The following is a 24,960-nucleotide window of genomic DNA, read 5'->3' as shown; positions in this document are numbered from 1 at the left end:
AGGGAAGGCCGATCGCAGATGCTCAGTCCAGGGCGAAGGTGCCGCGCGCAAATAGCCCGTCCAGCGGGCGGATCGGCGCGAAGTTCTGGTTGCGCACGCCGTGGCCGCGCGGGCCGAAGCGCAACTTGAGGCCGAGGGCGAGACGGGTCTCGTCGCGGCTGTTGGGGCGACCGGTGAAATGGGCGCGCTCGATGCGGGTGAAGAGCGTCGCGGGGCGGTCGCCCAGCCGGTGACGCAACCCGAGCGCGGCGGTTGTCTCGCGGGCGCTGAAAGCGAGTTCGGAGATGTCCACGACGGAAAGGTCTGCGGTCAGCGTTGTGCGCGGGCTGACGTCCCACCGTCCGGCAAGGCCTGCGAAGACGTAATCGTTGCTACCGGGTTTGACGGTGCCGAGCCCGGCGCGCGCCGAGACGCTGCCGCGCGCGCCAACAGCCCAGATCGCTTCGGCGCCGAGCGCATAGGCCGACTGGCTGGCGTGGCTGGTGTCGGAGACGGCGGCGAAGAGCCCGTATTTCGCGCGCTCCGTGGGCGCCATGTAGAGATGCGCCGCCAGATCGCCGCGCCAGCGCGGCCCGGCATCGTTTGCGCCGAGGTCGAGTTGCAGCCCATGCGCCGGGGTCAGGGCGAAATCGGCGCTCAGATCGGCGCGGGCGGCTCCGAAGTCGCCGGTGCTGTTCTGGATCGTCAGCTCGGCCCCGGTGAAGCCGAGCGCGCTTTGGGCGAGCGCGGGGTCAGCGCTGACGGCTGCGGCGAGACAGAAAACGACGCCCCGCAGGGCAGAGACAGGAGCGTGGCGCATGATCGGACCTCGTGACGCGGTAACTGAACAAGGCCGAACTTCGCCGGCTGCGCCTCGGACCCATGCTCCGTTGCGGCTTCGATCTCTTTTGGCAGGCGGGCGGGTCTTAAGGAAGGGTTAAACTTTCTAATGGGTTAATGGCCCGGAGCGTTTCCACTCCGGGCCGTTCGATTGGGTCTGACCTTGGGATCGCGCGCTCAGAAATCGTCCAGCTTGGGCCGCTTGCCGATCGAGACGTGGTCGATATCTTCCAGCGCGAAGCCCTTTATGATCGAGGGGATCATCATCGACACGAGGATGAAGATCGGCAGCCCCACGACCGTGATGACCTGCTGCAGCGCGGTCAGCCCCGCATCGCCCGCCAGCACGATCAGCATCGCCGCGACCAGCCCCTCAGCCGCGCCCCAGAAGACGCGCTGATGGACCGGGCCGGGGGTCGGCGTGCCGGTGCAGAGCATGTCGACCACCAGCGAGGCCGAGTCGGACGAGGTCGCGAAGAAGATCGCGACCACGATCACGGCGATGCCTTGGACGATATGGACGAAGGGGAAATGCTCGAAGAAGGCGAACATCGCCAGCGGCACGCTATCCGAGACGGCCTGAGACAATTGCCCCGCCTGATCGCCCATCGCATCGCGGGCGGCCTGACCGATGCCGTCGAACTCCATCGCCTGCCAGCCGAAGATCGCGAACCAGATCAAGGTGAAGAGCGAGGGCGCGAGAAGAACGCCGAAGACGAATTCGCGCACCGTGCGACCGCGCGAGATGCGGGCCACGAACAGGCCGATGAAGGGCGACCAGGTCACCGTCCAGGCCCAGTAGAACACGGTCCACGAACCCTGCCAGCCCCAGCCGGGCGTGTCGGGGTTTTCGTTGGCCAGCATGTCGTTCCAGAAGGCGAGATGCAGCAGGTTGTCGAAATAGAGCCCGAAGGTCTGAACGATCCCGCGCAGCAGGAACAGGGTCGAGCCGAAGATCAGCACGAAGACCATCAGGCCCACGGCCATGCCGATATTGATGTTCGACAGCAGCTTCACGCCCTTGTCGAGCCCCGCCACGATCGAGGTGATCGCACCGGCGGTCAGCACCGTCAGGATCGCGATCTTGACGAAGGTGCCGTCGCCGGTGCCCAGAAGCGCATCCAGACCGGCGGCGATCTGGCTGGAGCCGAGACCGAGCGAGACGGCGACGCCGAACAGCGTGCCGAGGATCGAGGCGATGTCGATGGCCTTGCCGATCGGCCCGTTGATGCCTTCCTTCAGCAGCGGATAGAACACCGAAGAGACCCGCACCGGCAGGTCGTAGCGGTTGATGAAATAGGCGAAGCCAAGCCCCGGGAGCGTGAAGATCGTCCAGGTATGCAGGCCGAGGTGATAGACCGCGATAGAGATCGCGTCTTTCGCGGCCTCGTCGGAATAGGGCTCGACGCCCGGCAGCGGTGGCTTGGAGAAATGGCTGATCGGCTCGGCCACGCCCCAGAACATCAGCACCGTGCCGATGCCGCCCGCGAAGAGCATCGTGAACCACGACAGGTTGCCGTATTCGGGGCGGCTGTCCTTGGGACCCAGCCGGATATGCCCGTGGCGCGACAATGCGGCCCAGATCAGAAACCCGAGCCAGATGTTGACGCCGAGGATGAAGAACCAGCCGAGATTGGTGACAATCCAAGAGCGGCCCGTGGCGAACGCATCGCCAATCGGGCCGGGGAAGATGACAAGCGCGAGCACGAAGAGGATCGTGAAGCCTGCTGATACGAAAAAAATGGTGGGGTCGGTTCGTAGGCCGAGCCTGTCTGCAAAGGCTTTCATGAAACTCTCCCTGTTTCTAATAGTGCAACCGCAACGGGTGGCTTCAGGGGTGGTTCCGCGCAGACGGGACATTGGAGAAAAGAAAAAATGGAAACGGCCCGGCGCGTGGCCGGGCCGCAACATCGGAATGCGTCTGCAATTAGAAGGTGGGTCGGTAGCGGAGCAGCTTCTTGTTCGAGCCTTTGCAGAGCGCCACGCGCAGGCCGATATTCCAGCCACCGACCCCATGCTGGAACAAGAAAAAAGCCCCCGTCCTTGCGGAGCGGGGGCTTGATTTCATTGCTTTTTGCGAAGCCGTTCCGAATTGGGAACAGCCTCGGCGGTTCAGCTTTCGCTATCCGGCGTGCCGCCGTCACCCGACGTGTCGGGCGCGTCCGGCGCATCGGTCGACCCTTCGGCGTCGGCGTCCAGATCGTCGTCATCGCCCTGATCGGCGATCCGCGCGACCGAGACCACGACCTCGCCCTTGGCGGTGTTGAACACACGCACGCCACCGGCAGAGCGCGAGCGGAAGGAGATGTCTTCCACCGGGCAGCGGATCGACTGACCCGTCGAGGTGGCGAGCATGATCTGATCGCTCATCTCGACCGGGAAGGAGGCCACCAGCGGGCCGCCCCGCATCGCCTTGTCGATCGCCGTCACGCCCTGACCGCCGCGACCGCGGGTCGGGTAGTCATGGCTCGACGAGATCTTGCCCGAACCTTTCGACGTGATCGTCAGGATCAGATCCTCGGCGGCGGACATCTCGGCATAGCGCTCGGTGCTCAGCTGCCCCTCGGCCACGGCTTCCTCGTCCTCGTCGGGCTCGACCTCGTCCTCGGTCACGCCCGCCATCAGGCGACGTTGCTTGAGATAGGCCGCGCGCTCTTCCGAAGTGGCCTCGAAGTGGCGGATGATCGACATCGAGACGACCTCGTCATCGCCCTTCAGCTTGATGCCACGCACGCCGACCGAGTTGCGCGAGTTGAACACGCGCACTTCCGGCACGGGGAAGCGGATCGCGCGACCGCTGGCCGTGACCAGCATCACGTCGTCGTCCTCGGAACAGATGCGCGCGTTGATCAGGCGCATGCCTTCATTCTCGTCCTCGAATTTCATCGCGATCTTGCCGTTGCGCATGACGTTGGTGAAATCCGACAGGCGGTTGCGGCGCACGGTGCCCTTGGAGGTCGCGAAGACCATCTGCAGGTCGTCCCATTCCGCCTCGTCGCGATCGACCGGCGTGATCGCCGCGATCGAGACGCCGGTGGGGATCGGCAGGATGTTGACGATCGCCTTGCCCTTGGACTGGCGCGAGCCGAGCGGCAGTTGCCAGCACTTCATCTTGTAGACCATGCCGCCGGTCGTGAAGAACAGAAGCTGCGTATGGGTGTTGGCGACGAACAGCGTGGTGACCGTGTCGTCATCCTTCAGCGCGCCACCTGACAGCCCCTTGCCGCCGCGCTTCTGCGAGCGGAAATCGGCGAGCGGCGTGCGCTTGATGTAGCCGCCCTGCGTGACGGTCACGACCATGTCTTCGCGCTCGATCAGGTCTTCGTCGGCCATGTCGCCGGCCCAGTCGATGATCTCGGTGCGGCGCGGCACGGCAAACAGCTCGCGCACTTCGCGCAGCTCGTCGGCGATGATCGCCATGATCCGCTCGCGCGAGGCGAGGATGGCGAGGTATTCGCGGATCTTCTCGGCCAGCTGGGCAAGCTCGTCCGTGACTTCCTTCACCCCGATCTGGGTCAGGCGCTGCAGGCGCAGATCGAGGATCGCGCGGGCCTGCGTCTCGGACAGGTTGTAGGTGCCGTCGTCGTTGACCGGATGCAGCGGATCGTCGATCAGCTTGAGATATTCGACGATGTCATGCGCGGGCCAGCGGCGCTCCATCAGGCGGGCGCGGGCCTCTGCCGCATCGGCCGAGGAGCGGATGGTGGCCACGACCTCGTCCACGTTCGACACCGCGACGGCCAGACCGCACAGCACATGGCTGCGCTCGCGCGCCTTGCGCAGTTCGAACGCGGTGCGGCGCGCCACGACTTCCTCGCGGAAGCTGATGAAATAGCTGAGGAATTGGCGCAGCGTCAGCTGCTCGGGGCGGCCGCCGTTCAGCGCCAGCATGTTGCAGCCGAACGAGGTCTGCATCGGCGTGAAGCGGTAAAGCTGGTTGAGCACCACATCCGGGGTCGCGTCGCGCTTCAGCTCGATCACGACGCGCACGCCGACGCGGTCGGATTCATCGGCAATGTTGGAGATGCCTTCGAGCTTCTTCTCGCGCACCAGATCGGCGATCTTCTCGATCATCGCCGCCTTGTTCACCTGATAGGGGATTTCGTCGAGGATGATCGCGAAGCGGTCCTTGCGGACTTCTTCCACGCGGGTCTTCGCCCGGATGATGACTGAGCCGCGCCCTTCAAGGTAGGCCTTGCGCGCGCCGCCACGGCCCATGATCTGGCCGCCGGTGGGGAAATCTGGGGCGGGGACGATCTCCATGATCGCCTCGTCCGACATGTCCGGGTTCTCGATCAGCGCCAGCGTCGCGTCGCAGACCTCGCCGAGGTTATGCGGCGGGATGTTGGTCGCCATGCCGACCGCGATACCGCCCGCGCCGTTGACCAGCATGTTCGGGAAGCGCGCCGGAAGCACCGTCGGCTCTTGCTGCTTGCCGTCGTAGTTGTCCTGGAAATCGACCGTGTCTTTCTCGATATCGGCGAGAATGTAATTGGCCGGTTTCGCCATGCGCACTTCGGTGTAGCGCATAGCAGCCGCGTTATCGCCATCCATCGAGCCGAAGTTGCCCTGACCGTCCAGAAGCGGCAGCGACATCGAGAAGGGCTGCGCCATCCGCACCAACGCGTCGTAGATCGCGGCGTCGCCATGCGGGTGATACTGACCCATCACGTCGCCGACCGGACGCGCCGATTTGCGATAGGGCTTGTCGAAGGTGTTCCCGGTCTCGTGCATCGCAAAGAGGATGCGCCGGTGAACGGGCTTCAGACCATCGCGCAGATCGGGGATCGCGCGGCTCACGATCACGCTCATCGCGTAATCGAGATAGGCGGTTTTCATCTCGTCCGCGATGGACACAGTGGGGCCGAGATAAGCGGGCCGCCCGGGGCCTTCTTCTTCGGTTTCCGGCGGTTCAGGAGTGTCGGTCACGCGCGCCTCGATATTCTAGATATTGTTGTGGAACCTTATAAAGGCCGCAAGCGGCGGGTGCAATCATGGAGAAGGCCCCGGCGGGTGCGCGGGGCCTTCTTCGTGACGTCAGCTAGCGGTGATCCGGTGCGGCGCGGGCCGCAAGCGATCACGCTTCGCGCGCGGCGCGCTTACGCTCGTGCGGATCGAGGTGCAGCTTGCGGAGGCGGATCGATTTCGGCGTGACCTCGACGAGTTCGTCATCGTTGATATAGGCGATGGCTTCCTCGAGCGACATCCGCGTCGGCGGGGTCAGGCGGACCGCTTCATCCGTGCCCGAGGCGCGGACGTTGGTCAGTTTCTTGCCCTTGAGCGGGTTCACTTCGAGATCGTTTTCGCGCGAATGCTCGCCGATGATCATGCCGGTATAGACCTGCTCCTGCGCGCCGATGAACAGCTTGCCGCGTTCTTCGAGGTTCCACAGCGCGTAAGCGACCGAGGTGCCGTTCTCCATCGAGATCAGCACGCCCTGACGGCGGCCGTCGATCGGGCCCTTGTAAGGTGTCCAGCCATGGAACAGGCGGTTGAGCACGCCCGAGCCGCGCGTGTCGGTCAGGAACTCGCCCTGATAGCCGATCATGCCGCGCGAGGGGACATGGGCCACGATGCGGGTCTTGCCACCCTCGGCGGGGCGCATCTCGGCCAGCTCGCCCTTGCGGTAGCCGGTCAGCTTCTCGATCACGACGCCGGAATATTCCTCATCCACGTCGATGATGACTTCCTCGATCGGCTCCATGCGCTGGCCGTCTTCCTCGCGGAAGATCACCTTCGGACGCGAGATCGACAGCTCGAACCCTTCGCGGCGCATGTTCTCGATCAGAACGCCCATCTGGAGTTCGCCACGGCCCGAGACCACGAAGGCGTCGCCGCCGGGGGTGTCCTCGACGCGGATCGCGACGTTGGTTTCGGCCTCTTTCATCAGGCGGTCGCGAATGATGCGCGACTGGACCTTCGAGCCGTCCTTACCGGCGAGCGGCGAGTCGTTGATGCCGAAGGTCACCGAGATCGTCGGCGGATCGATCGGCTGCGCGTCGATCGGGGTGTCGACTTCGGGCGCACAGAGCGTGTCGGCCACGGTCGCCTTGGTCATGCCCGCGACGGTGACGATGTCGCCGGCGACGGCTTCGTCGATCGGCTGCTGCGACAGACCACGGAAAGCGAGGATCTTGGTGCAGCGGAAGGCTTCGATGCGGTCGCCCTTGCGCGAGAGCGCCTTGAGCTGATCGCCGACTTTCAGCGTGCCCGCCTCGATGCGGCCCGTGAGGATGCGCCCGATGAACGGGTCGGCCGAGAGCGTGGTGGCCAGCATCTGGAAGGGCTCGTCGGCGCGGAATTCCTGCTTCGGCGGCTCGACATGCTTAAGGATCAGATCGAACAGCGCGTCGAGGTTCTCGCGCGGGCCGTCCAGCTCTTCGTCGCACCAGCCGCCGATGCCGGAAGCGTAGAGATGCGGGAAGTCGAGCTGCTCTTCATCGGCGTCGAGATTCGCGAAGAGGTCGAACACCTCGTCGAGCGCGCGATCGGGCTCGGCTGCGGGCTTGTCGACCTTGTTGAGCACGACGATCGGCTTCAGGCCGAGCGCGAGCGCCTTCGAGGTCACGAATTTGGTCTGCGGCATCGGGCCTTCGGCCGCGTCCACCAGCAGCACAACACCATCCACCATTGACAGGATACGCTCCACCTCGCCGCCGAAATCGGCGTGGCCGGGGGTGTCGACGATGTTGATGCGGGTGCCTTTCCACTCGACCGAGGTGGCCTTGGCGAGAATGGTGATGCCGCGTTCGCGTTCGATGTCGTTGCTGTCCATCGCGCGTTCGGCGACGGCTTGGTTTTCACGGAAAGCGCCCGATTGGCGCAGAAGCTGGTCCACGAGCGTCGTCTTGCCGTGGTCCACGTGAGCGATGATCGCAATGTTGCGAAGGTCCATGGGAGGTCGTCCTGTTCTTGAGTTGCCCCGCCCATAAAGGAAAGATCGCCTCTCGGCTAGCCCCCAGCGCGGCAATCGCGCCGCGATGCGGCATCACGTCAGTGGAAATGCGATTTCGAGAACAGGTTGATCACGATGATCCCCGTCAGAATCAGCGCGATCCCGATCAGGGCGGGCAAATCCAGCCGCTGATTGAACATCAGCCAGCCCACGCCCGCGATCAGCACCATGCCGATCCCGGACCACAGCGCATAGGTGATCCCGAGCGGCAGCACCTTCAGCACCAGCGTGAAGAAATAGAGCCCGCCGATGAAGCCTACCGCCACGCCCACCGTCGGCCAGAACCGCGAGAATTGCTGGCTCGCCTGCAGACAGGCCGAGCCGAAGGTCTCGAAGGCGACCGCTATGAGCAGGAAGAGGTAGGTGTTGAACATGTCCGGCAGTTTGCCGGATCACTCGGCGATATACCAGTCGCGTCGATGGTTCATCGCGACGATGAAGTTCAACACCAGCGCGCCCAGGAGCGAGTAGAGCACCAGCGGCGGCGCGAGGATGAAGCTCGCGATGACAAACAGGCACAGGTCATGGATCAGCTGCGTCCAGCCGGCGCGGAAGCCGAACTTGTCTTGCAGGATCACGGCGACGATGGAGACGCCGCCAAGGCTGCCCTTGTGGCGAAAGAGGCCAAGAAGGCCGACGCCTGCCGAGATGCCGAAGAGCACGGCGGCCACGGCGGGGTGGATTTCGGCGACATGCAGGACGGGTTTGAGCGCCTCGGCCATCAGCGACACGAGCGTGACGGTCACGAGGCTTTTCAGCGCGAAGCCTGCGCCGCGCGCGAAATAGGCGAAGGCGTAGAAGGGGATGTTGATCACGAAGAACACGACCCCGAAGCTGAACCCGGTGATATAGGACAGGATCAGCGCGGCGCCTGCGGTGCCCCCGGTCACGAGGCCTGCGGCGCGCAGCAGGTGAATCCCCAGCGCGGCCTGTGCGGCGGCCACGACAAGGCCCTGCAGATCCTCGAGCTTCGAGTAATGCGGACGGGTCGCCTCTTTGGCTGCGATCTGGTCGGCGGTGATATGTGCGTCAGTGGTCATGACCCAATAATAGGGCATAATAGCTGACCTACCAAATCGCTGGGCGCAGGTCGGCTTTGCATCGCGCGAAAGGGTCGGGGCAGGGCGTGCGGACCCGTTGCCCGCAGATCACGCCCGGATCAGGTGGCGATATAGCGGTCGCGGCGGTGGTTGATCAGGATGATCACGTTCAGAACCATCGCGCCCAGCAGCGACCACAGCACCTTGTCGAGCGGCAGCACGAAGAGCGCGAAGAGGAACACGCCGCAATCGAACAGGATCTGCGTGCGGCCCGCTTTGAAGCCGGTCTTGTCCTGCAGATAGAGCGCCACGATCCCCACGCCGCCAAGGCTCGCCCCGTGGCGGAACAGGGCCAGAAGGCCCGCGCCTGCGGTCACGCCCGCCAGCACGGCGGCAGCACCGGGGTGGAGGAGGGCGAAGCTCAGAAGGTGCGGGAATATTTCGGTAAATCCGGACAGGAGCGCGACCGAAAGCACCGTCTTCACCGTGAACCGCGCGCCCATCCGGCGGAAAGCCAGCCAGTAGAAGGGCAGGTTGAGCGTGAAGAAGATCGCGCCGAAGCTCCATCCGGTGACGTAAGACAGCACCAGCGACAGGCCCGCGATCTGCCCGGTGAACAGCCCCGCGCCATGCAGCAGCGACACCGACAGCGCCACCAGCAAAGTGCCGGTGAGAAGCCCTTGGGTGTCCTCGGGCAGGGTGTGGCGGTGCGGGTCTTGCATACGGGTATCGCTCATGGCGCTCAGATGCCACGCGGCAACGCCAAGCGCAAGAACTGAGGCGCATCGGCAACAGAGGTGCTCCAATACCCACGCATCACAGTCGCGTGAGTTGCCGCCGCTTTCGGGATCGGGCCAATTGGCGCCATTCGCAATGCCCAAAAACAAGAGGAGGGCCGCCATGATGTCATATCGCCAAGCCCTCGCATCGCAGTGCGAAACCCGTATCGGTTTTTCGGGCACCACGCGCGTCGCACGACGCCAGGACTGACCCTCCCGATACGCCCCGGGGCCTAGGCCCCACTCCCGCAAACTGACCCGATTTCCGCGTCCCGACCCTGTCGCGACGCATCCTGGCCGCGCTCTCGCGGTTCCCGTCGGGTCTTCTTTCACATCAGTAGAAGAAAGGCCGGTTGCGGGCGGGGTCCCGCGCCGGGACATGACATGATCCAGACTCTCCAGCGTCCGAGCGACGCGTTCACCATCGAAGCCACCATCGCCAAGTTCGGCGCAGGCAAAGTTCTCCGCGCGGCGCTGTTCGCGCTCATCGCGCGTGGCGGTAAACCGCGCCCGCTCGATGCGGGGCAGCTCAGCGACCACTTGCGCAGAGATATCGGGCTCGGGCCCGCCGAGCCTCCGCCAGAGCCGTGGAGCATGATGCGGTAAGCGAAAGGGCCGGGCCTGTGATGCGCCCGGCCCGACAAAGGAGATGAGGGACACGCCCGACCTCGGGTGGGCGCTTTGATCCGCCTGTGTGTGGGTGCTTTATCTCGCAAGCCCGTAAGTCGACGGTGCCTGCGATGTCGTCGCCGATGCGCCCTCCCGGGGGGAGGTCGGGCGCGGCCCGGGGCTGGTCGCCCCGTGCCAGTTGGACTGCAGCCGCCTCGCCAAATGAAAAAGGCGGGGATACCCCCGCCTTCCTCAACCCGTTTCGCGCGCTTTACAGCGACAGCGACTTGTTCAGGTATTCGTCGATCTTCTCGAGGAAGCCCATCGTGGTCAGCCATTTCTGATCGGGGCCGACGAGCAGCGCGAGGTCCTTGGTCATGTGACCGTCCTCGACCGCCTGCACGCAGACCTTTTCGAGCGTTTCCGCGAAAGTCTGGAGCTGCGCGTTGCCGTCCAGCTTGGCGCGGTGCTTCAGGCCACCGGTCCAGGCGAAGATCGAGGCGATGGAGTTCGTCGAGGTCTCCTTGCCCTGCTGGTGCTGGCGATAGTGACGCGTCACCGTGCCGTGGGCGGCCTCGGCTTCCACCGTCTTGCCATCGGGCGTCATCAGGATCGAGGTCATCAGGCCCAGCGAGCCGAAGCCCTGCGCGACCGTATCCGACTGCACGTCGCCATCGTAGTTCTTGCAGGCCCAGACATAGCCGCCCGACCATTTCAGCGAGCTCGCCACCATGTCGTCGATCAGGCGGTGCTCGTACCAGATGCCCGCGTCCTTGAACTTCTCGGCGAATTCTTCCTCGAAGACCTCCTGAAACAGATCCTTGAAGCGCCCGTCATAGGCCTTGAGGATCGTGTTCTTGGTCGAGAGGTAGACCGGCCAGCCCTTCAGCAGGCCGTAGTTCAGCGAGGCCCGCGCGAAGTCGATGATCGACTTGTCGAGGTTGTACATGCCCATCACGACGCCCGCGTCGGGGGCCTGGAACACTTCCTTCTCGATCACTTCGCCGTCGTCGCCCACGAATTTCAGCGTGATCGTGCCCTTGCCGGGGAAGCGGAAATCCGTGGCCTTGTACTGGTCGCCATAGGCGTGACGGCCCACGACGATCGGCTTGGTCCAGCCCGGAACGAGGCGCGGGACGTTCTTGCAGATGATCGGCTCGCGGAAGATGACGCCGCCGAGGATGTTGCGGATCGTGCCGTTGGGCGAGCGATACATGCGCTTGAGGTTGAATTCCTCCATGCGCGCCTCGTCCGGGGTGATCGTCGCGCATTTGACGCCGACGCCGTATTGCTTGATCGCCTCGGCCGCATCGACGGTGATCTGGTCATCGGTCGCGTCGCGGCTCTCGATGCCGAGGTCGTAATATTTCAGGTCGATATCGAGATAGGGCAGGATCAGCTTCTGCTTGATGAAGTCCCAGATGATGCGGGTCATCTCGTCGCCGTCGAGTTCGACGACGGGGTTGTCTACCTTGATCTTGGTCATGCGCGTTCCTTCCAAAATTCACGGGTTTGTGTTCCGGGGAGGCCGGGAATCGAAAGGGGCGGCCCGCGCCGCCCCCTCTGTCTCAGTGCTCTCAGCCGATGATGGCGTTGAGCGTTTCGCTCGGGCGCATCACCGCCGAGAGCTTTTTCGGATCGGCGTGGTAGTAGCCGCCGATATCGGCGGGCTTGCCCTGAACCTCTGCCAGTTCGGCCACGATCTTCGCTTCGCCATCGGCCAGCGCCTTGGCGATGGGGGCGAATTCGGCGGCCAGCTCGGCATCGCTCGATTGTGCCGCCAGCGCGTCGGCCCAGTAGCGGGCGAACCAGTAGTGGCTGGCGCGGTTGTCGGGCTCGCCGACTTTGCGCGAGGGCGAGCGATCGTTGTCGAGAATGCCCTGCGTCGCGGTCTCGACGGTTTCGCCCAGCACGCGCGCCTTGGCGTTGTCGGTCTGGTCGGCGAAGAACTTGAAGCTCTCGCCCAAGGCGCAGAATTCGCCAAGCGAGTCCCAACGCAGGTGGTTTTCTTCCACCAGCTGCTGGACGTGCTTGGGTGCCGAGCCGCCCGCGCCGGTCTCGAACAGACCGCCGCCCTGCATCAGCTTCACGATCGAGAGCATCTTGGCCGAAGTGGCCAGCTCGAGGATCGGGAACAGGTCGGTCAGGTAGTCGCGCAGCACGTTGCCGGTGATCGCGATGGTGTTCTCGCCCTTGGTGATGGTCTCGAGCGAGGCGATCGTCGCCTCACGCGGGGCCATGATCTCGAACTTGTCGGCGACGCCTTTGGCCTCAAGGATCGGCTTCACGAAGGAGATCAGCTCCGCGTCATGGGCGCGGGTCTCGTCGAGCCAGAAGATCGCGCGGTAGCCGGTCGCTTTCTGACGGTCGATGGCGAGGTTCACCCAGTCTTCGATCGGCGCCTTGCGGGCCGAAGCCGAACGCCAGATGTCGCCCTTCTTCACGTCATGCGAATGCAGAACCGTGCCGTCGTCCAGAACCATCTTTACGGTGCCGTCGGCCGGGATCTCGAAGGTGGTCGGGTGCGAGCCGTATTCTTCGGCTTTCTGCGCCATCAGGCCGATGTTCTGAACGGTGCCCGCGGTGGCGGGGTTCAGTTTGCCGTTGGCTTTGAAATACTCGATCGTCGCATCATAGACCGGCGCATAGGAGCTGTCCGGGATCACGCAGACGCAGTCGTGTTCCTTGTTGTCCGGGCCCCAGCCTTTGCCGCCGGCGCGGATCAGCGCGGGCATCGAGGCGTCGATGATGACGTCGGAGGGCACGTGCAGGTTGGTGATGCCCTTGTCCGAGTTCACCATATACATCGGCGGACGCTGGTCGCGGACTTCCTCGATCGCGGCGAGGATCTCCGGCTCGCCTTTCACGCGCTCCAGCAGGTCGCCCATGCCCGAGGCCGGATCGACGCCGAGCGATTTCATCTTGTCACCGTATTTCTCGAAGACCGGCTTGAGCCATTCCTTCACCGCATGACCGAAGATGATCGGGTCGGAGACCTTCATCATCGTCGCTTTCATATGCAGCGAGAACAGGACGCCTTCGTCCTTGGTCTTCTTGATTTCCTCGGCGAGGAACGCGTCGAGCTTGTCAGCGGACATGTAGGTCGCGTCGACCACGGTGCCTTCGGGGTAGCTCACGCCGTCCTTCAGAACGGTCTCGCCATCGGCACCTTCCAGAACGATCTTCGCGGTGGATGCCTTCGGCAGGGTCGCCGAGAGTTCGTTCGAGAAGAAATCGCCCTCCGACATGGTGGCCACGCGGGTCTTGCTGTCGGCGGTCCACTCGCCCATGCGGTGCGGGTTGTTCTGCGCGAATTTCTTCACGGCGGCGGCAGCGCGGCGGTCGGAGTTGCCCTCGCGCAGCACCGGGTTCACGGCCGAGCCCTTGATCGAGTCGTATTTCGCGCGGACGGCTTTTTCCTCATCCGTCTTCGGCTCTTCCGGGTAGTCGGGCAGGGCGTAGCCCTGGCCCTGCAGCTCGCGCACGGCAGCGACCAGCTGCGGCACCGAAGCCGAGATGTTCGGCAGTTTGATGACGTTGGCCTGCGGCGTTTTCACGTAATCGCCGAGCCATGCCAGATCGTCCGACTGGCGCTGCTCTTCGGTGAGCGCTTCGGGGAAGGTGGCGAGGATACGGCCCGCGAGCGAGATATCCTTGGTGCCCACCGAAATCCCGGCCGCTTGCGCGAATTTGCGCACGATCGGCAGCAGCGATGCGCTCGCCAGTTCCGGGGCCTCGTCGACCTTGGTGTAAATGATGTCAGGAGTGTTCTTGTCGCTCATGGCACAGCCCTCTTCGGTTGAAGCCTCGGTTTGCTGCCTCTTACCCGATTCAGATGCGCTTGGCTAGACGGTATGCGATTGTATACGGAGGTTCCGTGAAATCCCCGAAGAACCCGGCGGAATAGGGGGCGAGGGCCGAGTGTGGCTTAGCTGCGTGCGGCGAACCAGCCTTCGACCCGATCCCGTACCCAGTCCCACACCGCAGGCGCGCCGCGGGCGATCTTGGTGCCGATGCGCTCTTCGAGTTGGGTGAAGCTGACATCGTAATCGATCCACGAGCCACCGCCCGACTGGTGGTTGAGCAGCACAGGCTGCACCCGGTCGAGCGATTTCGCGAAGATCGCGTCGGGGGTCTCGTTGGCCTCGAATTCCTGCCAGAGCGCCAGCATCGCTGCCCCCTGATCCCCGGGCAGCAGCCCGAAAATACGCTCCGCGGCGGCGGCTTCTGCTTTCAAGATGTCTTCCGCGCCATGCGCCGTGCCGCCCTTGGAATGGATCGGCACATCGCCCACGTCGATCTCGACCAGATCGTGCAGCAGGAGCATGCGGATCACCCGGTCGATCGAGACGCCTTCGGGCGCCTGCTCGGCCAGCGTCAGCGCATAGAGCGCGAGCGACCAGCTATGCTCGCCCGAATTCTCGGGGCGCGAGGCGTCGTGGATCGGCGTCGCACGGGTCACCGATTTCAGTTTCTCGGCTTCGGCGAGGAAGGTGAATTGCTGATCGAGCCGGGTCATGTACGTCTCCAGAGCCGGGGCAGAAGCAGAAGCAGCGCCACGAAGGCGAAGAGACCGCCGGCGCGCCAGCTCATCGCGCGGTCGGTATAGCCGGAACAGTCGAGGTTCGGCGCCGCGAAGGCGTAGAACAGAACCGTGGCGAGGATCGAGAAGACGACGATGCCCATCCCCAGAACCGGCGGGATCGCGCGGTTCGCGGCCGCGAGCAACAACCCGGTCCAACCCAGCCAGAGCGGGGCCACCACAAGGATCAGATGCATCGGGTTCGCGAGGAGTTCGCCGAGGCCCATGACCAGCGCCGCGCCGCGCGACGACGCGCCGCTCCACTCTCCATCGCAAATCATGTGGCTTGCATGAAAGGCTGTCGCGATGATCAGCGACAGGGCGAGGGAGAGGGCTGCCGCGAAGAGGACGCGCGCGGCCCCCGGGCTCATGACCCGGTCCCGGAATCCGGTGTCTTCGCCGCTGCCTGCGCCCGCTTTTCCAATTCCACCAGCTTGCGCTCGAAGAATTCGCGGCCGCGCTGCTCGGCCATATGCAGGCGACAGGCCGTGATATAGGCCTCCTGCAGCGAGGGCGACGACGTGCCGATATAGTTGCTCACCTCCATGAAGAGGCGTTCGTCGTCGTATTTGCGCATCGCCTCCATCGTGTCGGTGGCGAGCTTTTCAGCAAGTTCGTCGATCAGCGCCATTAGCGCGTGCCCTCCGTCAGGCGGCGGCGGACATAGGTCTGAACCGTGTCGATCATCGGCTGCATATGGGTTTCATCGTTCTTGAAGAAGTGATCCGCGCCTTCGATGACCTCATGGGTGATCGTGATGCCCTTCTGCTCCTGCAGCTTGGAGACCAGTTGCTCGGTCTCTTTGGGCTGCGCGATCCGGTCGTTCGTGCCGTTGATGATCAGACCCGAGGACGGGCAGGGCGCGAGGAAGGAGTAGTCGTAATTGCCGGGGCCGGGCGACGAGGGGCCGGGCGGGGCAACGGAGATGAAGCCGGTGATCTCGGGACGGCGCATCAGAAGCTGCATGCCGATCCACGCGCCGAAGGAATGGCCCGCGACCCAGCAATGCTTCGAATTGGGGTTCATCGTCTGCAGGTAGTCCAGCGCCGAGGCGGCATCGGACAATTCGCCCACGCCCTGATCGTATTCGCCTTGGCTGCGGCCCACGCCCCGGAAGTTGAAGCGCAGAACGGTGAAGCCCATTTTGTAGAAGGCGTAATGCAGGTTATAGACGACGCGGTTGTTCATCGTGCCGCCGAACTGCGGATCGGGGTGCAGAATGATCGCGATCGGCGCGTCGGGTGCGGGCTGCGGGTGGTAGCGCCCCTCGAGGCGACCTTCGGGACCGGGAAAAATGACTTCGGGCATCGTCTCTCGTTTTTATTGCGCCAGCTCAGGGTTCCTTGGGCGCCTGCGCTCCTGCCTTTCTTGACGGGTCGGCGCGGCTGGCCTAGGAGAAAGCCTCCCCCGGCGCCATGCCGGGAGATCGGGCATTGGTGGAGGTAATCGGCCCTCGCGCTTGCGTCAATGCTTTAGCAATGATTCACTCCTGCGCGGGCGGTGTTTTCGAGCCGATTTTCGGCTAAATACGGGTTCGGATGGGTCTCGGGCCGAGGAGGGTGCATGAAACTGTCGACGAAAGGCCGTTACGCGATGGTCGCGCTGGTTGATCTGGCGCTGGCGGGCGAAGGCAGCCGGACCTCTCTGGCGGCGCTGTCCGAGCGTCAGGATATCTCGCTGCCCTATCTGGAACAGCTCTTCGTGCGGCTGCGCCGGGCGGGGCTGGTGAATTCGGTGCGCGGTCCGGGTGGCGGCTACCGGCTGGCGCGCTGCCCGTCGGAGATCCGCATCTCGGAGATTTTCGAGGCCGTGGACGAGACCGTCTCGGCGATGCATGTCGGCGCTGGCGCGTCAGGGGCGATTTCGGGCTCGCGGGCGCAGTCGATGGCGAACCGGTTGTGGGAGAGCCTCTCGGCGCAGGTCTTCGTCTTCCTGCATCAGACGACGCTGGACGATGTGGTGAAGAACCGCATGAAACCCTGTCCCGCCGTGCCGAGCCTGTTTTCGGTCGTCGACGAATAATCCCAACCGCCGGGGCGTGATGGCCTCTCGCGGACGCTCCGCGGGGGATATTTTTGCCAAGTCGAAGGCGCGCCCTTTCTTCTGGGGCGCGGCTGCCCTATCCCCGCCGCAGGTATCCGACATTTAACCAAGCGGAGCGTATCATGGCGCGCAGCTATCTCGACTGGAACGCGACAACGCCGCTGAGGGCAGAGGCCCGTCAGGCGATGATCGAAGCGATGGATGTGGTCGGCAACCCGTCCTCCGTCCATTCCGAAGGGCGCGCGGCGAAGGCGCTGATGGAGCGCGCGCGCTCTCAGGTCGCGGCCGCTTTGGGCGCCGAGGGGCAGGATGTGATCTTCACGTCCGGCGCGACCGAGGCGGCGGCGCTGGCGCTGAGCGGGCGCGAGGTGCATTGCGCGGGCGTCGAGCATGACGCGATCCGCAGCTGGTGTATCGAGGATCTGCCCGTGGACCGGGCAGGGCGGATCACCGTCACCGATCCCGCAAACTCGGCCCTGCAACTGGCCAATTCCGAGACCGGCGTGGTCCAAGATCTGCCCGAGGGGCTGTATCTGAGCGATCTCACCCAAGGCTTCGGCAAGATCCCGTTTGCGTTCAACTGGCTCGGCACCACCTGTGGCATCGTCTCGGCGCATAAGCTGGGCGGGCCGAAGGGCGTCGGCGCGCTGATCGTCAAGCGCGGCACGGATATCGCGGCGCAGCTCAAAGGCGGCGGACAGGAGATGGGTCGGCGGGCCGGCACGGAGAACCTGATCGGCATCGCGGGCTTCGGTGCGGCAGCCGAAGCTGCCTCGCGTGATCTTGAGGGCGGAATCTGGCGCGAGATCGAAAAACTTAGAAACATTCTAGAAAACGCCATTGCGGATCGGGCAAGCGAGACTATTTTTGTCGGGAATGAATCGCACAGGCTTCCGAACACCTCCTGCTTCATCACGCCCGGCTGGAAGGGCGAGACGCAGGTGATGCAGATGGACCTGGGCGGGTTCGCGGTTTCCGCAGGCTCCGCCTGTTCGAGCGGGAAGGTCAAAAGCTCTGCTGCGCTGGTCGCAATGGGCTTTTCGGAAACCGAGGCGGGATCGGCCTTGCGGGTCTCGCTGGGGCCGCAGAGCCGCGAAGAAGATGTCATGCGTTTCGCCGAACACTGGCTGAAATGCGAAGCGAAACACCGCGCACGGCGCGGGTAAGAGATGGGAGAGCCGGATATGGCGGGCGTTGATCAGGTGGAAGTACGTGAGGGCGTCGATCGCGAGACGGTCGAGACCGTCCAGAATATGGGCACCTACAAATACGGCTGGAACACCGATATCGAGATGGAATACGCGCCCAAAGGCGTGAACACGGATATCGTCCGCCTCATCTCGGACAAGAACAAAGAGCCCGAGTGGATGACCGAATGGCGTCTGCAGGCGTTCTCGCGTTGGGAAGATATGCCCAAGCCGAACTGGGCGCTGCTGAAGGTTCCGGAAATCGATTTTCAGGACCAGTATTACTACGCGCGTCCGAAAAGCATGGTCGAAAAGCCCAAGTCGCTCGACGAGGTCGATCCCAAGCTGCTCGCCACCTATGAGAAGCTCGGCATTCCGCTGAAGGAACAGATGATCCTCGCGGGCGTCGAAGGCGCGGAAGACATCAATCTCGACGATCGCCAGATCGCGGTCGACGCGGTGTTCGATAGCGTCTCCGTCGGCACCACCTTCAAGGACAAGCTGGCCGAGGCGGGCGTGATCTTCTGCTCGATCTCGGAAGCGATCCAGGAACACCCGGAGCTGGTGAAGAAATATCTCGGCTCGGTCGTGCCGCAGGCGGATAACTTCTACGCCGCACTGAACTCGGCCGTGTTCTCGGACGGCTCCTTCGTCTACGTGCCGCCGGGCGTGCGCTGCCCGATGGAACTCTCGACCTATTTCCGCATCAACGCGGAGAATACCGGGCAGTTCGAACGCACCCTCATCATCGCCGACAAGGGCTCTTACGTGTCCTATCTCGAAGGCTGCACCGCGCCCAAGCGCGACACCGCGCAGCTGCACGCGGCCGTGGTCGAGATCATCGTCGAGGAAGACGCCGAGGTGAAATATTCCACGGTGCAGAACTGGTTCCCGGGCGATGAAGACGGCAAGGGCGGCATCTACAACTTCGTCACCAAACGCGCCGATTGCCGTGGCGACCGCGCCAAGGTGATGTGGACGCAGGTTGAGACCGGCTCCGCGATCACGTGGAAATACCCGTCCTGCATCCTGCGCGGCAACGAGAGCCAGGGCGAGTTCTACTCGATCGCCATCGCGAATAACTGGCAGCAGGCCGATACCGGCACCAAGATGATCCATCTTGGCAAGGACACCCGCTCGCGGATCGTGTCCAAGGGGATCTCCGCCGGTCAGGCGCAGAACACCTATCGCGGTCTCGTCTCGATGCACCCGAAAGCGACCGACTCGCGCAACTACACGCAATGTGACTCGCTGCTGATCGGCGACAAATGTGGCGCGCACACGGTTCCCTATATCGAGGTGAAGAACAACTCGAGCCGGGTCGAGCACGAGGCCACCACCTCGAAGGTGGATGACGACCAGCTGTTCTACTGCCGCGCCCGCGGGATGGACGAGGAAGAGGCCGTGGCGCTTGTCGTGAACGGGTTCTGCCGCGAAGTCCTTCAGGCGCTGCCGATGGAATTCGCGATGGAAGCTCAAAGCCTTGTGGCGATCTCGCTGGAGGGGAGCGTCGGGTGATCTTCACGCGCGCAAATATCGAAATTGCCGAGGATCTGCCGCATTTCGGGCATAATCCTTATGCATGTCTTAACCTGTCCAAATGGATAGGTGAGGGCCATGACGGTATCGAGCGCCAGTTTCAACGACCGCCTCGCGCGGATCGAGCAAACGCGGAAAAAGGCGAAGGGCCGGATTCAGCTGCATATCGGGGATCAGGAAGCCTGGGTGGCCAACGATGCCGAGATGTTGCGACAGGTCATCGCCAAACCGCGTCACTCGCGGTTCGCTGTGCTGAAGGTCGTGCCGGCGCTGATGGTCGGGGTCTTGGGAATGGTGATCGTGACGGCGCTCAAGATGCGCTTTCTGACGCCGGAACTGGCCGAGAAGGTCGGCTCCAACCCGGATCTGGTCCTCGTGGTTGCGGCGGTGCTGACGGCCTTCGGGCTGGGCATGGTGCTGCGGCTCGCCTCGGTGAAACTGATGGCGGTGCAATTGCTGGGCGTCGCGCTGGCCTTCGTTGGGCTGCACAATATCGCCTTCTGGGAACCGGACATGGCGGCGCTCGCCTTCACGCCCGACTGGGTGGAGCAGCAGACCGCGCAATTCGAGCCGCGCACCCTGCGCTACGCCGAGACCACCATCCGCTTCTGACCCTTCGCGCGCCCGCCGCGGCCCGCACGGGTCGCCAAACGGGAGAGCGCGCATGATCGTCACCACCACTCCTTCCATCGAGGGTCGCCCGATCGCGACCTACCATGGCATCGTCGTGGGCGAAGCCATCATGGGGGCCAATGTCGTCCGCGATATCTTCGCGCAGGTCACCGATATCATCGGCGGCCGCTCCGGCGCTTACGAATCCAAATTGCAAGACGCGCGCGCCACGGCGCTCGGCGAGCTTGAAGACCGCGCCCGCGAGCTGGGCGCGAATGCCGTTGTCGGCGTCGATCTCGACTACGAGGTCGTCGGCCAATCCATGCTTATGGTGTCGGCCTCCGGCACCGCTGTAACCGTATCCTGAGGAAGAACCATGCTTGATATCAAGAACCTGCACGTCAAACTGGAAGAAGAGGACAAGCAGATCCTCAAGGGCGTCAACCTGAGCGTCGAGTCCGGGAAGGTCCATGCGATCATGGGGCCGAACGGCTCGGGTAAGTCCACGCTGTCCTATGTTCTCTCGGGCCGCGATGGCTACGAGGTCACCGAAGGCGAAGCGCATCTCAACGACACCGACCTGCTGGATTCCGAGCCCGAAGAGCGCGCGGCGGCAGGCCTGTTCCTCGCGTTCCAGTACCCGGTGGAAATCCCCGGCGTCGGCAACATGACCTTCTTGCGCACCGCGCTCAACGCACAGCGCAAGGCGCGCGGCGAGGAGGAAATCTCGGCTGGCGACTTCCTGAAACTGGTGCGCGGCAAAGCGAAGTCACTCAAGATCGACGCAGACATGCTCAAGCGTCCGGTCAATGTCGGCTTCTCGGGCGGTGAGAAAAAGCGTAACGAAATCCTGCAGATGGCGATCCTCGAGCCGAAGATGTGCATCCTCGACGAGACCGATTCCGGCCTCGATGTCGACGCGATGCGTCTGGTGGCCGAAGGCGTGAACGCGCTGCGCGACGAGGGCCGTTCCTTCCTCGTGATCACCCACTACCAGCGCCTGCTCGACCACATCAAACCCGATGTCGTCCACATCATGGCGGATGGCCGCATCATCGAGACCGGCGGGCCGGAACTGGCCCTCGAAGTCGAGAAGAACGGCTATGCCGACCTGCTCGCGAAACACGGGATCTCGGAGGTGATGGCGTAATGTCGGCAGTCGAGAAAATGACCCCCGCCGAGACGCGGCTGGCGCGCGTTTCTCTGCCCGACGGGTTCGGGCCGCAACGCCGCGCCGCGCTGGACCGTCTGAACGCGATGGGCCTGCCGGGCCGTCGCGACGAATACTGGCGCTGGACCAACCCGACCGATTTCATCGCGCCCGATCCGGTGCCCGCAGCGCCGTTCAGCGATGACGAGCCGGAGATCTTCGGCGGGATCGATCGTCTGAAGATCGTGTTCCGCGACGGCGTGTTCGATCCTGAGGCCTCCGACGATCTGTCGATGTCCGGCGTCGAGATCCTGCGTCTGGCCGATGCGCCCGATGTGAGCTGGGCCAGCAGCCTCTATGGCACGCTGGAGGCCAACGGTCAGGACCCGGTGAAACGTCCCTTCGCGGCGCTCAACACGGCGTCCGCCACTGATGGCGTGCTGATCCGCGTGACTGGCGCCGCCGAGAAACCTGTGAGCCTGATTTACACCCATGAATCAGAGACTTCCGACCCGATCCTGCATCACCTCGTGAAGCTCGAAGAGGGCGCGGAAATCACGGTCCTGGAGAACGGCCCGGCGGGCGCGCGCTTCAACAAGCTGATGGAAGTGGACGTCGCCAAGGGCGCGCGTTTCCACCACATCCGCGTGCAGGGCCGCGATCATGAGCGTCGGGCGATCACCTCGATCTTCACCCGCGTCGCGGAAGAAGGTCTGTTCAAGAGCTTTACGCTGACCTCGAACGGGGTGCTAACGCGCAATGAATGCGTGATCGACATCGTGGGCGACGACGCGAACGCACACGTTGCGGGCGCGGCGCTTGGCGATGGCAAGACCGGCAAGTTCCACCACGACGACACCGTCTTCATCACCCACGGGGCCGAGCGCGGCGAGAGCCGTCAGGTCTTCAAGAAGGTGCTGAAGAACGGCGCCGAGGGCATTTTCCAGGGCAAAATCCTCGTGAAGCCGGGCGCGCAGAAGACCGATGGCTACCAGATCAGCCAGTCGCTGCTGCTCGACGAGAACAGCCAGTTCCTCGCCAAGCCGGAACTCGAGATCTACGCCGATGACGTGCAGTGCTCGCACGGCTCGACCACCGGCGCGATCGACGAGACCGCGCTCTTCTACCTGCGTTCGCGCGGCGTGCCGGAAGAGGAAGCGACCGCGCTTCTGGTTCTGAGCTTCGTGGCCGATGCCATTGAAGAGATTGAGGAAGAGCGGTTCCGCGATGCGATCCTGACCCGGTTGGAAGGGTGGCTCGCACGCCATCGCGGCTGAGGCGCAGCGATGTCCGCCACCGACGATATCCGGCGCAGCTATCGGCGTCCGCGCGTGGTGATGCGCGAGCATCTCGCGCGCCCGGCCTCCGAGCCGCGCGCGCTGGTCTTCCTGCTTGCGGCGCTGACCGTGATCTTCATCGCGCAATGGCCGCGGCTGTCGCGGATCGCGCATGAGATGCCCGACCAGCCGATGGTCGGGCTGATGATGGGCACGGTGCTGGCGCTGCTCGCGACCGTGCCCGTCTTCTACGCGATTGCGGCATTGAGCCACCTTGTTCTCCGGCTCCTCGGCGGGCAGGGAAGCTGGTATGGTGCGCGCGTCGCGCTGTTCTGGTCGCTTCTGGCGGTCTCGCCGCTGATGCTGCTGCAAGGGCTCGTGGCAGGGTTCATCGGGCGCGGGGCGGAACTTTCGCTCGTTTCCGCGCTTGTGACCGTGGCCTTCGTCCTGCTATGGGGCGCGGCGTTGCGCGTGGTAGAATTCGAAGGAAAAACAAACTGATGCAGCCCGATCTTAAAGAATGGCTTATCCGTAGCTTCACCGATCCGAAATCGGTTGCGCGCGATTTGATCGGGCTGAATCTGAACGCCAATGCGCGGCTCATGGCGATGGTGCTGGTGGTCGTGATGACCGCAATCCTCGGCACGCTCGCGCAGCTGGTCTTCAGCTTCATCACCAAGGTGGATATCGGCACGGTGACGCCGCCGCTGACCGTGGTGGGGCTGCAGGGCGCGCTTCTGGTCTATGGCGCCTTCGCCATGTCTTTCGTCGGTCAACGCTTTGGCGGGCATGGGAAATTCCCGGATGCGCTGCTGCTTCTGACCTGGATCGAATTCGTTCTGATGATCGGTCAGATGATCCAGGTCGTGCTGATGGTCTTCTTCCCGATCTCGGCCACGCTGATGTCGGTGCTGCTGGTGGCGCTGATGTTCTACTTGCTGGTGCAGTTCACGATGGTTCTGCACGGGTTCGAAAATCCCGTGGCGACCGGCTTCGGGGTTATCCTGACCTTTCTGGGCTCGGCGATGATCGCGGGGATCGTGCTGGTGTCGACCGGCCTCGTGCAAATGCCCGCAGACCCCGCGTCACTCTGAGGTGCTCGATGTATGATATCGAAAAAATTCGCGCGGATTTCCCGATCCTGACGCGAGAAGTGAACGGCAAGCCCTTGGTTTACCTCGATAACGGGGCCTCGGCGCAAAAGCCGCGCGTCGTGATCGACGCGATGACGCAGATGTATGAGCACGACTATTCCAATGTGCATCGCGGGCTCCATACGCTGTCCAATATCGCCACCGAGAAATACGAGAGCGTGCGCGGGATCGTCGCGCGCTTCCTGCATGTCGCCGATGAAGAGCAGATCGTGTTCACCACCGGCTCGACCGAGGGGATCAACCTCGTCAGCTACGCCTGGGGCGCGCCGAACCTCGAGCCGGGCGACGAGATCATCCTGTCGGTGATGGAGCACCACGCCAATATCGTGCCGTGGCATTTCCTGCGCGAGCGGCAGGGCGTGAAGCTGGTCTGGGTGGAGCCCGAGGCCGACGGTTCGCTGCCGCCCGAGAAGGTGCTGGAGGCGATCACGCCGCGCACCAAGCTGATCGCGATTACCCATATGTCGAACGTGCTGGGCACCCGGGTCGATGTGAAACCCATCGCGCAGGCCGCGCGGGCGCGTGGGATCGCGACGCTGGTGGATGGCTCGCAGGCGGCGGTGCATGGCCCCGTCGATGTCGACGATCTGGGCTGCGACTTCTACGTCATCACCGGACATAAGCTTTATGGGCCAAGCGGTTCCGGGGCACTCTTCATCCATCGCGACCGGATGGCTGAGATGCGTCCCTTCCTTGGCGGCGGCGATATGATCGACACCGTCACCCGCGACACGGTGATCTACAACACGCCGCCGATGAAGTTCGAGGCGGGCACGCCCGGCATCGTGCAGCAGATCGGCATGGGGGTCGCGCTCGATTACCTCATGGGGATCGGGATGGAGAATATCGCCGAGCATGAGCGCGATCTGCGCGACTACACTGCCGCGAAGCTGAGCGGGCTGAACTGGCTCAATCAGCAGGGCACCGCCGCGGATAAGGGCGCGATTTTCTCGCTCACGCTGAACGGCCCGGCTCATCCGCATGACATCTCGACCATCCTCGACAAGCGGGGCGTGGCGGTGCGTGCGGGGCAGCATTGCACCGGGCCGCTGATGGAATGGCTTGGTGTTACGGCCACGGCGCGCGCGTCTTTCGGGATGTACAACACCCGCGAAGAGGCCGATGCGCTGATTTCTGCGCTCGAATTGTGCCACGATCTGCTAGGCTAAGGGTGCCACTCGGCGAGGGGACTTGCTTTTGCTGCGATGCAGCAT

The 24,960-nt window shown here is 63.8% G+C and carries 25 protein-coding genes; 12 read left to right on the top strand and 13 right to left on the bottom strand.

The genetic code is table 11. From position 1 onward, the window contains the following. Positions 1-22: 22 nt before the first annotated feature. The gene (locus BMI87_RS08380) at positions 23-799 is read right to left on the bottom strand and encodes a hypothetical protein (RefSeq protein ID WP_078520732.1); all 777 of its coding nucleotides are present in this window, start codon (positions 797-799) and stop codon (positions 23-25) included. Between the two features lie 197 nt (positions 800-996). Beyond that, a complete protein-coding gene (locus BMI87_RS08375; protein WP_078520731.1) occupies positions 997-2,607 on the bottom strand; it encodes a BCCT family transporter in 1,611 nt (536 codons plus the stop codon). Between BMI87_RS08375 and BMI87_RS22035 the strand changes: the two genes are divergently transcribed. Further along, positions 2,606-2,881 (top strand): hypothetical protein, encoded by a 276-nt coding sequence (locus tag BMI87_RS22035; RefSeq protein WP_146681538.1) that lies wholly within the window; start codon positions 2,606-2,608, stop codon positions 2,879-2,881. The genes BMI87_RS08375 and BMI87_RS22035 overlap by 2 nt on opposite strands. Positions 2,882-2,931: 50 nt before the next feature. Here BMI87_RS22035 and gyrA read toward each other — a convergent pair whose 3' ends face one another. The 5 genes from gyrA to BMI87_RS08350 all read right to left on the bottom strand — a co-directional run bounded on the left by gyrA (position 2,932) and on the right by BMI87_RS08350 (position 9,536). After that, complete coding sequence (gene gyrA, locus BMI87_RS08370) at positions 2,932-5,748, bottom strand: DNA gyrase subunit A (RefSeq protein ID WP_078520730.1); 2,817 nt, start codon at positions 5,746-5,748, stop codon at positions 2,932-2,934. A gap of 148 nt (positions 5,749-5,896) precedes the next feature. Continuing rightward, positions 5,897-7,714, bottom strand: coding sequence for a translational GTPase TypA (gene typA, locus BMI87_RS08365; RefSeq protein ID WP_078520729.1), 1,818 nt, complete (start codon positions 7,712-7,714; stop codon positions 5,897-5,899). A gap of 98 nt (positions 7,715-7,812) precedes the next feature. After that, entirely contained in the window at positions 7,813-8,148 is a 336-nt protein-coding gene (locus BMI87_RS08360; RefSeq protein ID WP_078520728.1) for a multidrug efflux SMR transporter, read from the bottom strand. A gap of 18 nt (positions 8,149-8,166) precedes the next feature. Continuing rightward, positions 8,167-8,832 (bottom strand): YitT family protein, encoded by a 666-nt coding sequence (locus BMI87_RS08355; RefSeq protein WP_246832668.1) that lies wholly within the window; start codon positions 8,830-8,832, stop codon positions 8,167-8,169. Between the two features lie 101 nt (positions 8,833-8,933). Beyond that, positions 8,934-9,536, bottom strand: coding sequence for a YitT family protein (locus tag BMI87_RS08350; protein ID WP_078520727.1), 603 nt, complete (start codon positions 9,534-9,536; stop codon positions 8,934-8,936). A gap of 441 nt (positions 9,537-9,977) precedes the next feature. On the opposite strand from BMI87_RS08350, the gene BMI87_RS08345 reads away from it, so the two are divergent. Then, positions 9,978-10,199 carry a hypothetical protein gene (locus tag BMI87_RS08345; protein WP_078520726.1) on the top strand — a complete coding sequence of 74 codons (222 nt, stop codon included), beginning with the start codon at positions 9,978-9,980 and terminating at the stop codon, positions 10,197-10,199. 274 nt (positions 10,200-10,473) lie between these two features. Here the strand turns inward: BMI87_RS08345 and BMI87_RS08340 are convergent, their stop codons facing one another. The 6 genes from BMI87_RS08340 to BMI87_RS08315 all read right to left on the bottom strand — a co-directional run bounded on the left by BMI87_RS08340 (position 10,474) and on the right by BMI87_RS08315 (position 16,092). Beyond that, positions 10,474-11,688 carry an NADP-dependent isocitrate dehydrogenase gene (locus BMI87_RS08340; protein ID WP_078520725.1) on the bottom strand — a complete coding sequence of 405 codons (1,215 nt, stop codon included), beginning with the start codon at positions 11,686-11,688 and terminating at the stop codon, positions 10,474-10,476. A gap of 91 nt (positions 11,689-11,779) precedes the next feature. Beyond that, on the bottom strand, positions 11,780-13,984 hold the full coding sequence (locus BMI87_RS08335) for an NADP-dependent isocitrate dehydrogenase (RefSeq protein ID WP_078520724.1): 2,205 nt from the start codon (positions 13,982-13,984) through the stop codon (positions 11,780-11,782). A 146-nt stretch (positions 13,985-14,130) separates the two neighbouring features. Beyond that, entirely contained in the window at positions 14,131-14,721 is a 591-nt protein-coding gene (locus BMI87_RS08330) for an HD family hydrolase (RefSeq protein ID WP_078520723.1), read from the bottom strand. Continuing rightward, complete coding sequence (locus BMI87_RS08325) at positions 14,718-15,155, bottom strand: hypothetical protein (protein ID WP_078520722.1); 438 nt, start codon at positions 15,153-15,155, stop codon at positions 14,718-14,720. Before BMI87_RS08325 ends, BMI87_RS08330 begins: the two co-directional genes overlap by 4 nt. Next, on the bottom strand, positions 15,152-15,415 hold the full coding sequence (locus BMI87_RS08320; protein WP_198453180.1) for a hypothetical protein: 264 nt from the start codon (positions 15,413-15,415) through the stop codon (positions 15,152-15,154). Before BMI87_RS08320 ends, BMI87_RS08325 begins: the two co-directional genes overlap by 4 nt. Beyond that, positions 15,415-16,092, bottom strand: coding sequence for an alpha/beta hydrolase (locus tag BMI87_RS08315; protein WP_078520721.1), 678 nt, complete (start codon positions 16,090-16,092; stop codon positions 15,415-15,417). The genes BMI87_RS08320 and BMI87_RS08315 overlap by 1 nt, the downstream gene beginning before the upstream one ends. 255 nt (positions 16,093-16,347) lie before the next feature. On the opposite strand from BMI87_RS08315, the gene BMI87_RS08310 reads away from it, so the two are divergent. The 10 genes from BMI87_RS08310 to BMI87_RS08265 all read left to right on the top strand — a co-directional run bounded on the left by BMI87_RS08310 (position 16,348) and on the right by BMI87_RS08265 (position 24,915). Further along, positions 16,348-16,806, top strand: a complete 459-nt coding sequence (locus BMI87_RS08310; RefSeq protein WP_078520720.1) for an Rrf2 family transcriptional regulator — start codon at positions 16,348-16,350, stop codon at positions 16,804-16,806. 143 nt (positions 16,807-16,949) lie between these two features. Beyond that, on the top strand, positions 16,950-17,993 hold the full coding sequence (locus BMI87_RS08305; protein ID WP_078520719.1) for a cysteine desulfurase family protein: 1,044 nt from the start codon (positions 16,950-16,952) through the stop codon (positions 17,991-17,993). An 18-nt stretch (positions 17,994-18,011) separates the two neighbouring features. Next, positions 18,012-19,532: a Fe-S cluster assembly protein SufB gene (gene sufB, locus BMI87_RS08300; protein ID WP_078520718.1), complete on the top strand. Its 1,521-nt coding sequence runs from the start codon at positions 18,012-18,014 to the stop codon at positions 19,530-19,532. Between the two features lie 99 nt (positions 19,533-19,631). Next, positions 19,632-20,165: a hypothetical protein gene (locus BMI87_RS08295; protein WP_078520717.1), complete on the top strand. Its 534-nt coding sequence runs from the start codon at positions 19,632-19,634 to the stop codon at positions 20,163-20,165. Between the two features lie 52 nt (positions 20,166-20,217). After that, complete coding sequence (locus tag BMI87_RS08290; RefSeq protein ID WP_078520716.1) at positions 20,218-20,532, top strand: heavy metal-binding domain-containing protein; 315 nt, start codon at positions 20,218-20,220, stop codon at positions 20,530-20,532. 9 nt (positions 20,533-20,541) lie between these two features. Beyond that, positions 20,542-21,315 carry a Fe-S cluster assembly ATPase SufC gene (gene sufC, locus BMI87_RS08285; protein ID WP_075774850.1) on the top strand — a complete coding sequence of 258 codons (774 nt, stop codon included), beginning with the start codon at positions 20,542-20,544 and terminating at the stop codon, positions 21,313-21,315. Then, entirely contained in the window at positions 21,315-22,592 is a 1,278-nt protein-coding gene (gene sufD / locus BMI87_RS08280; RefSeq protein WP_078520715.1) for a Fe-S cluster assembly protein SufD, read from the top strand. The genes sufC and sufD overlap by 1 nt, the downstream gene beginning before the upstream one ends. A 9-nt stretch (positions 22,593-22,601) precedes the next feature. After that, a complete protein-coding gene (locus tag BMI87_RS08275) occupies positions 22,602-23,093 on the top strand; it encodes a Yip1 family protein (protein ID WP_078520714.1) in 492 nt (163 codons plus the stop codon). Next, complete coding sequence (locus BMI87_RS08270; RefSeq protein ID WP_168175177.1) at positions 23,093-23,686, top strand: YIP1 family protein; 594 nt, start codon at positions 23,093-23,095, stop codon at positions 23,684-23,686. Before BMI87_RS08275 ends, BMI87_RS08270 begins: the two co-directional genes overlap by 1 nt. Positions 23,687-23,694: 8 nt before the next feature. Then, on the top strand, positions 23,695-24,915 hold the full coding sequence (locus BMI87_RS08265) for a cysteine desulfurase (protein ID WP_078520712.1): 1,221 nt from the start codon (positions 23,695-23,697) through the stop codon (positions 24,913-24,915). The last annotated feature ends 45 nt before the right edge of the window (positions 24,916-24,960 follow it).

The organism is Thioclava sp. F28-4 (genome assembly GCF_002020045.1).
Lineage (GTDB): Bacteria > Pseudomonadota > Alphaproteobacteria > Rhodobacterales > Rhodobacteraceae > Thioclava > Thioclava sediminum.
This window is presented reverse-complemented; position numbering and strand designations above follow the sequence as displayed.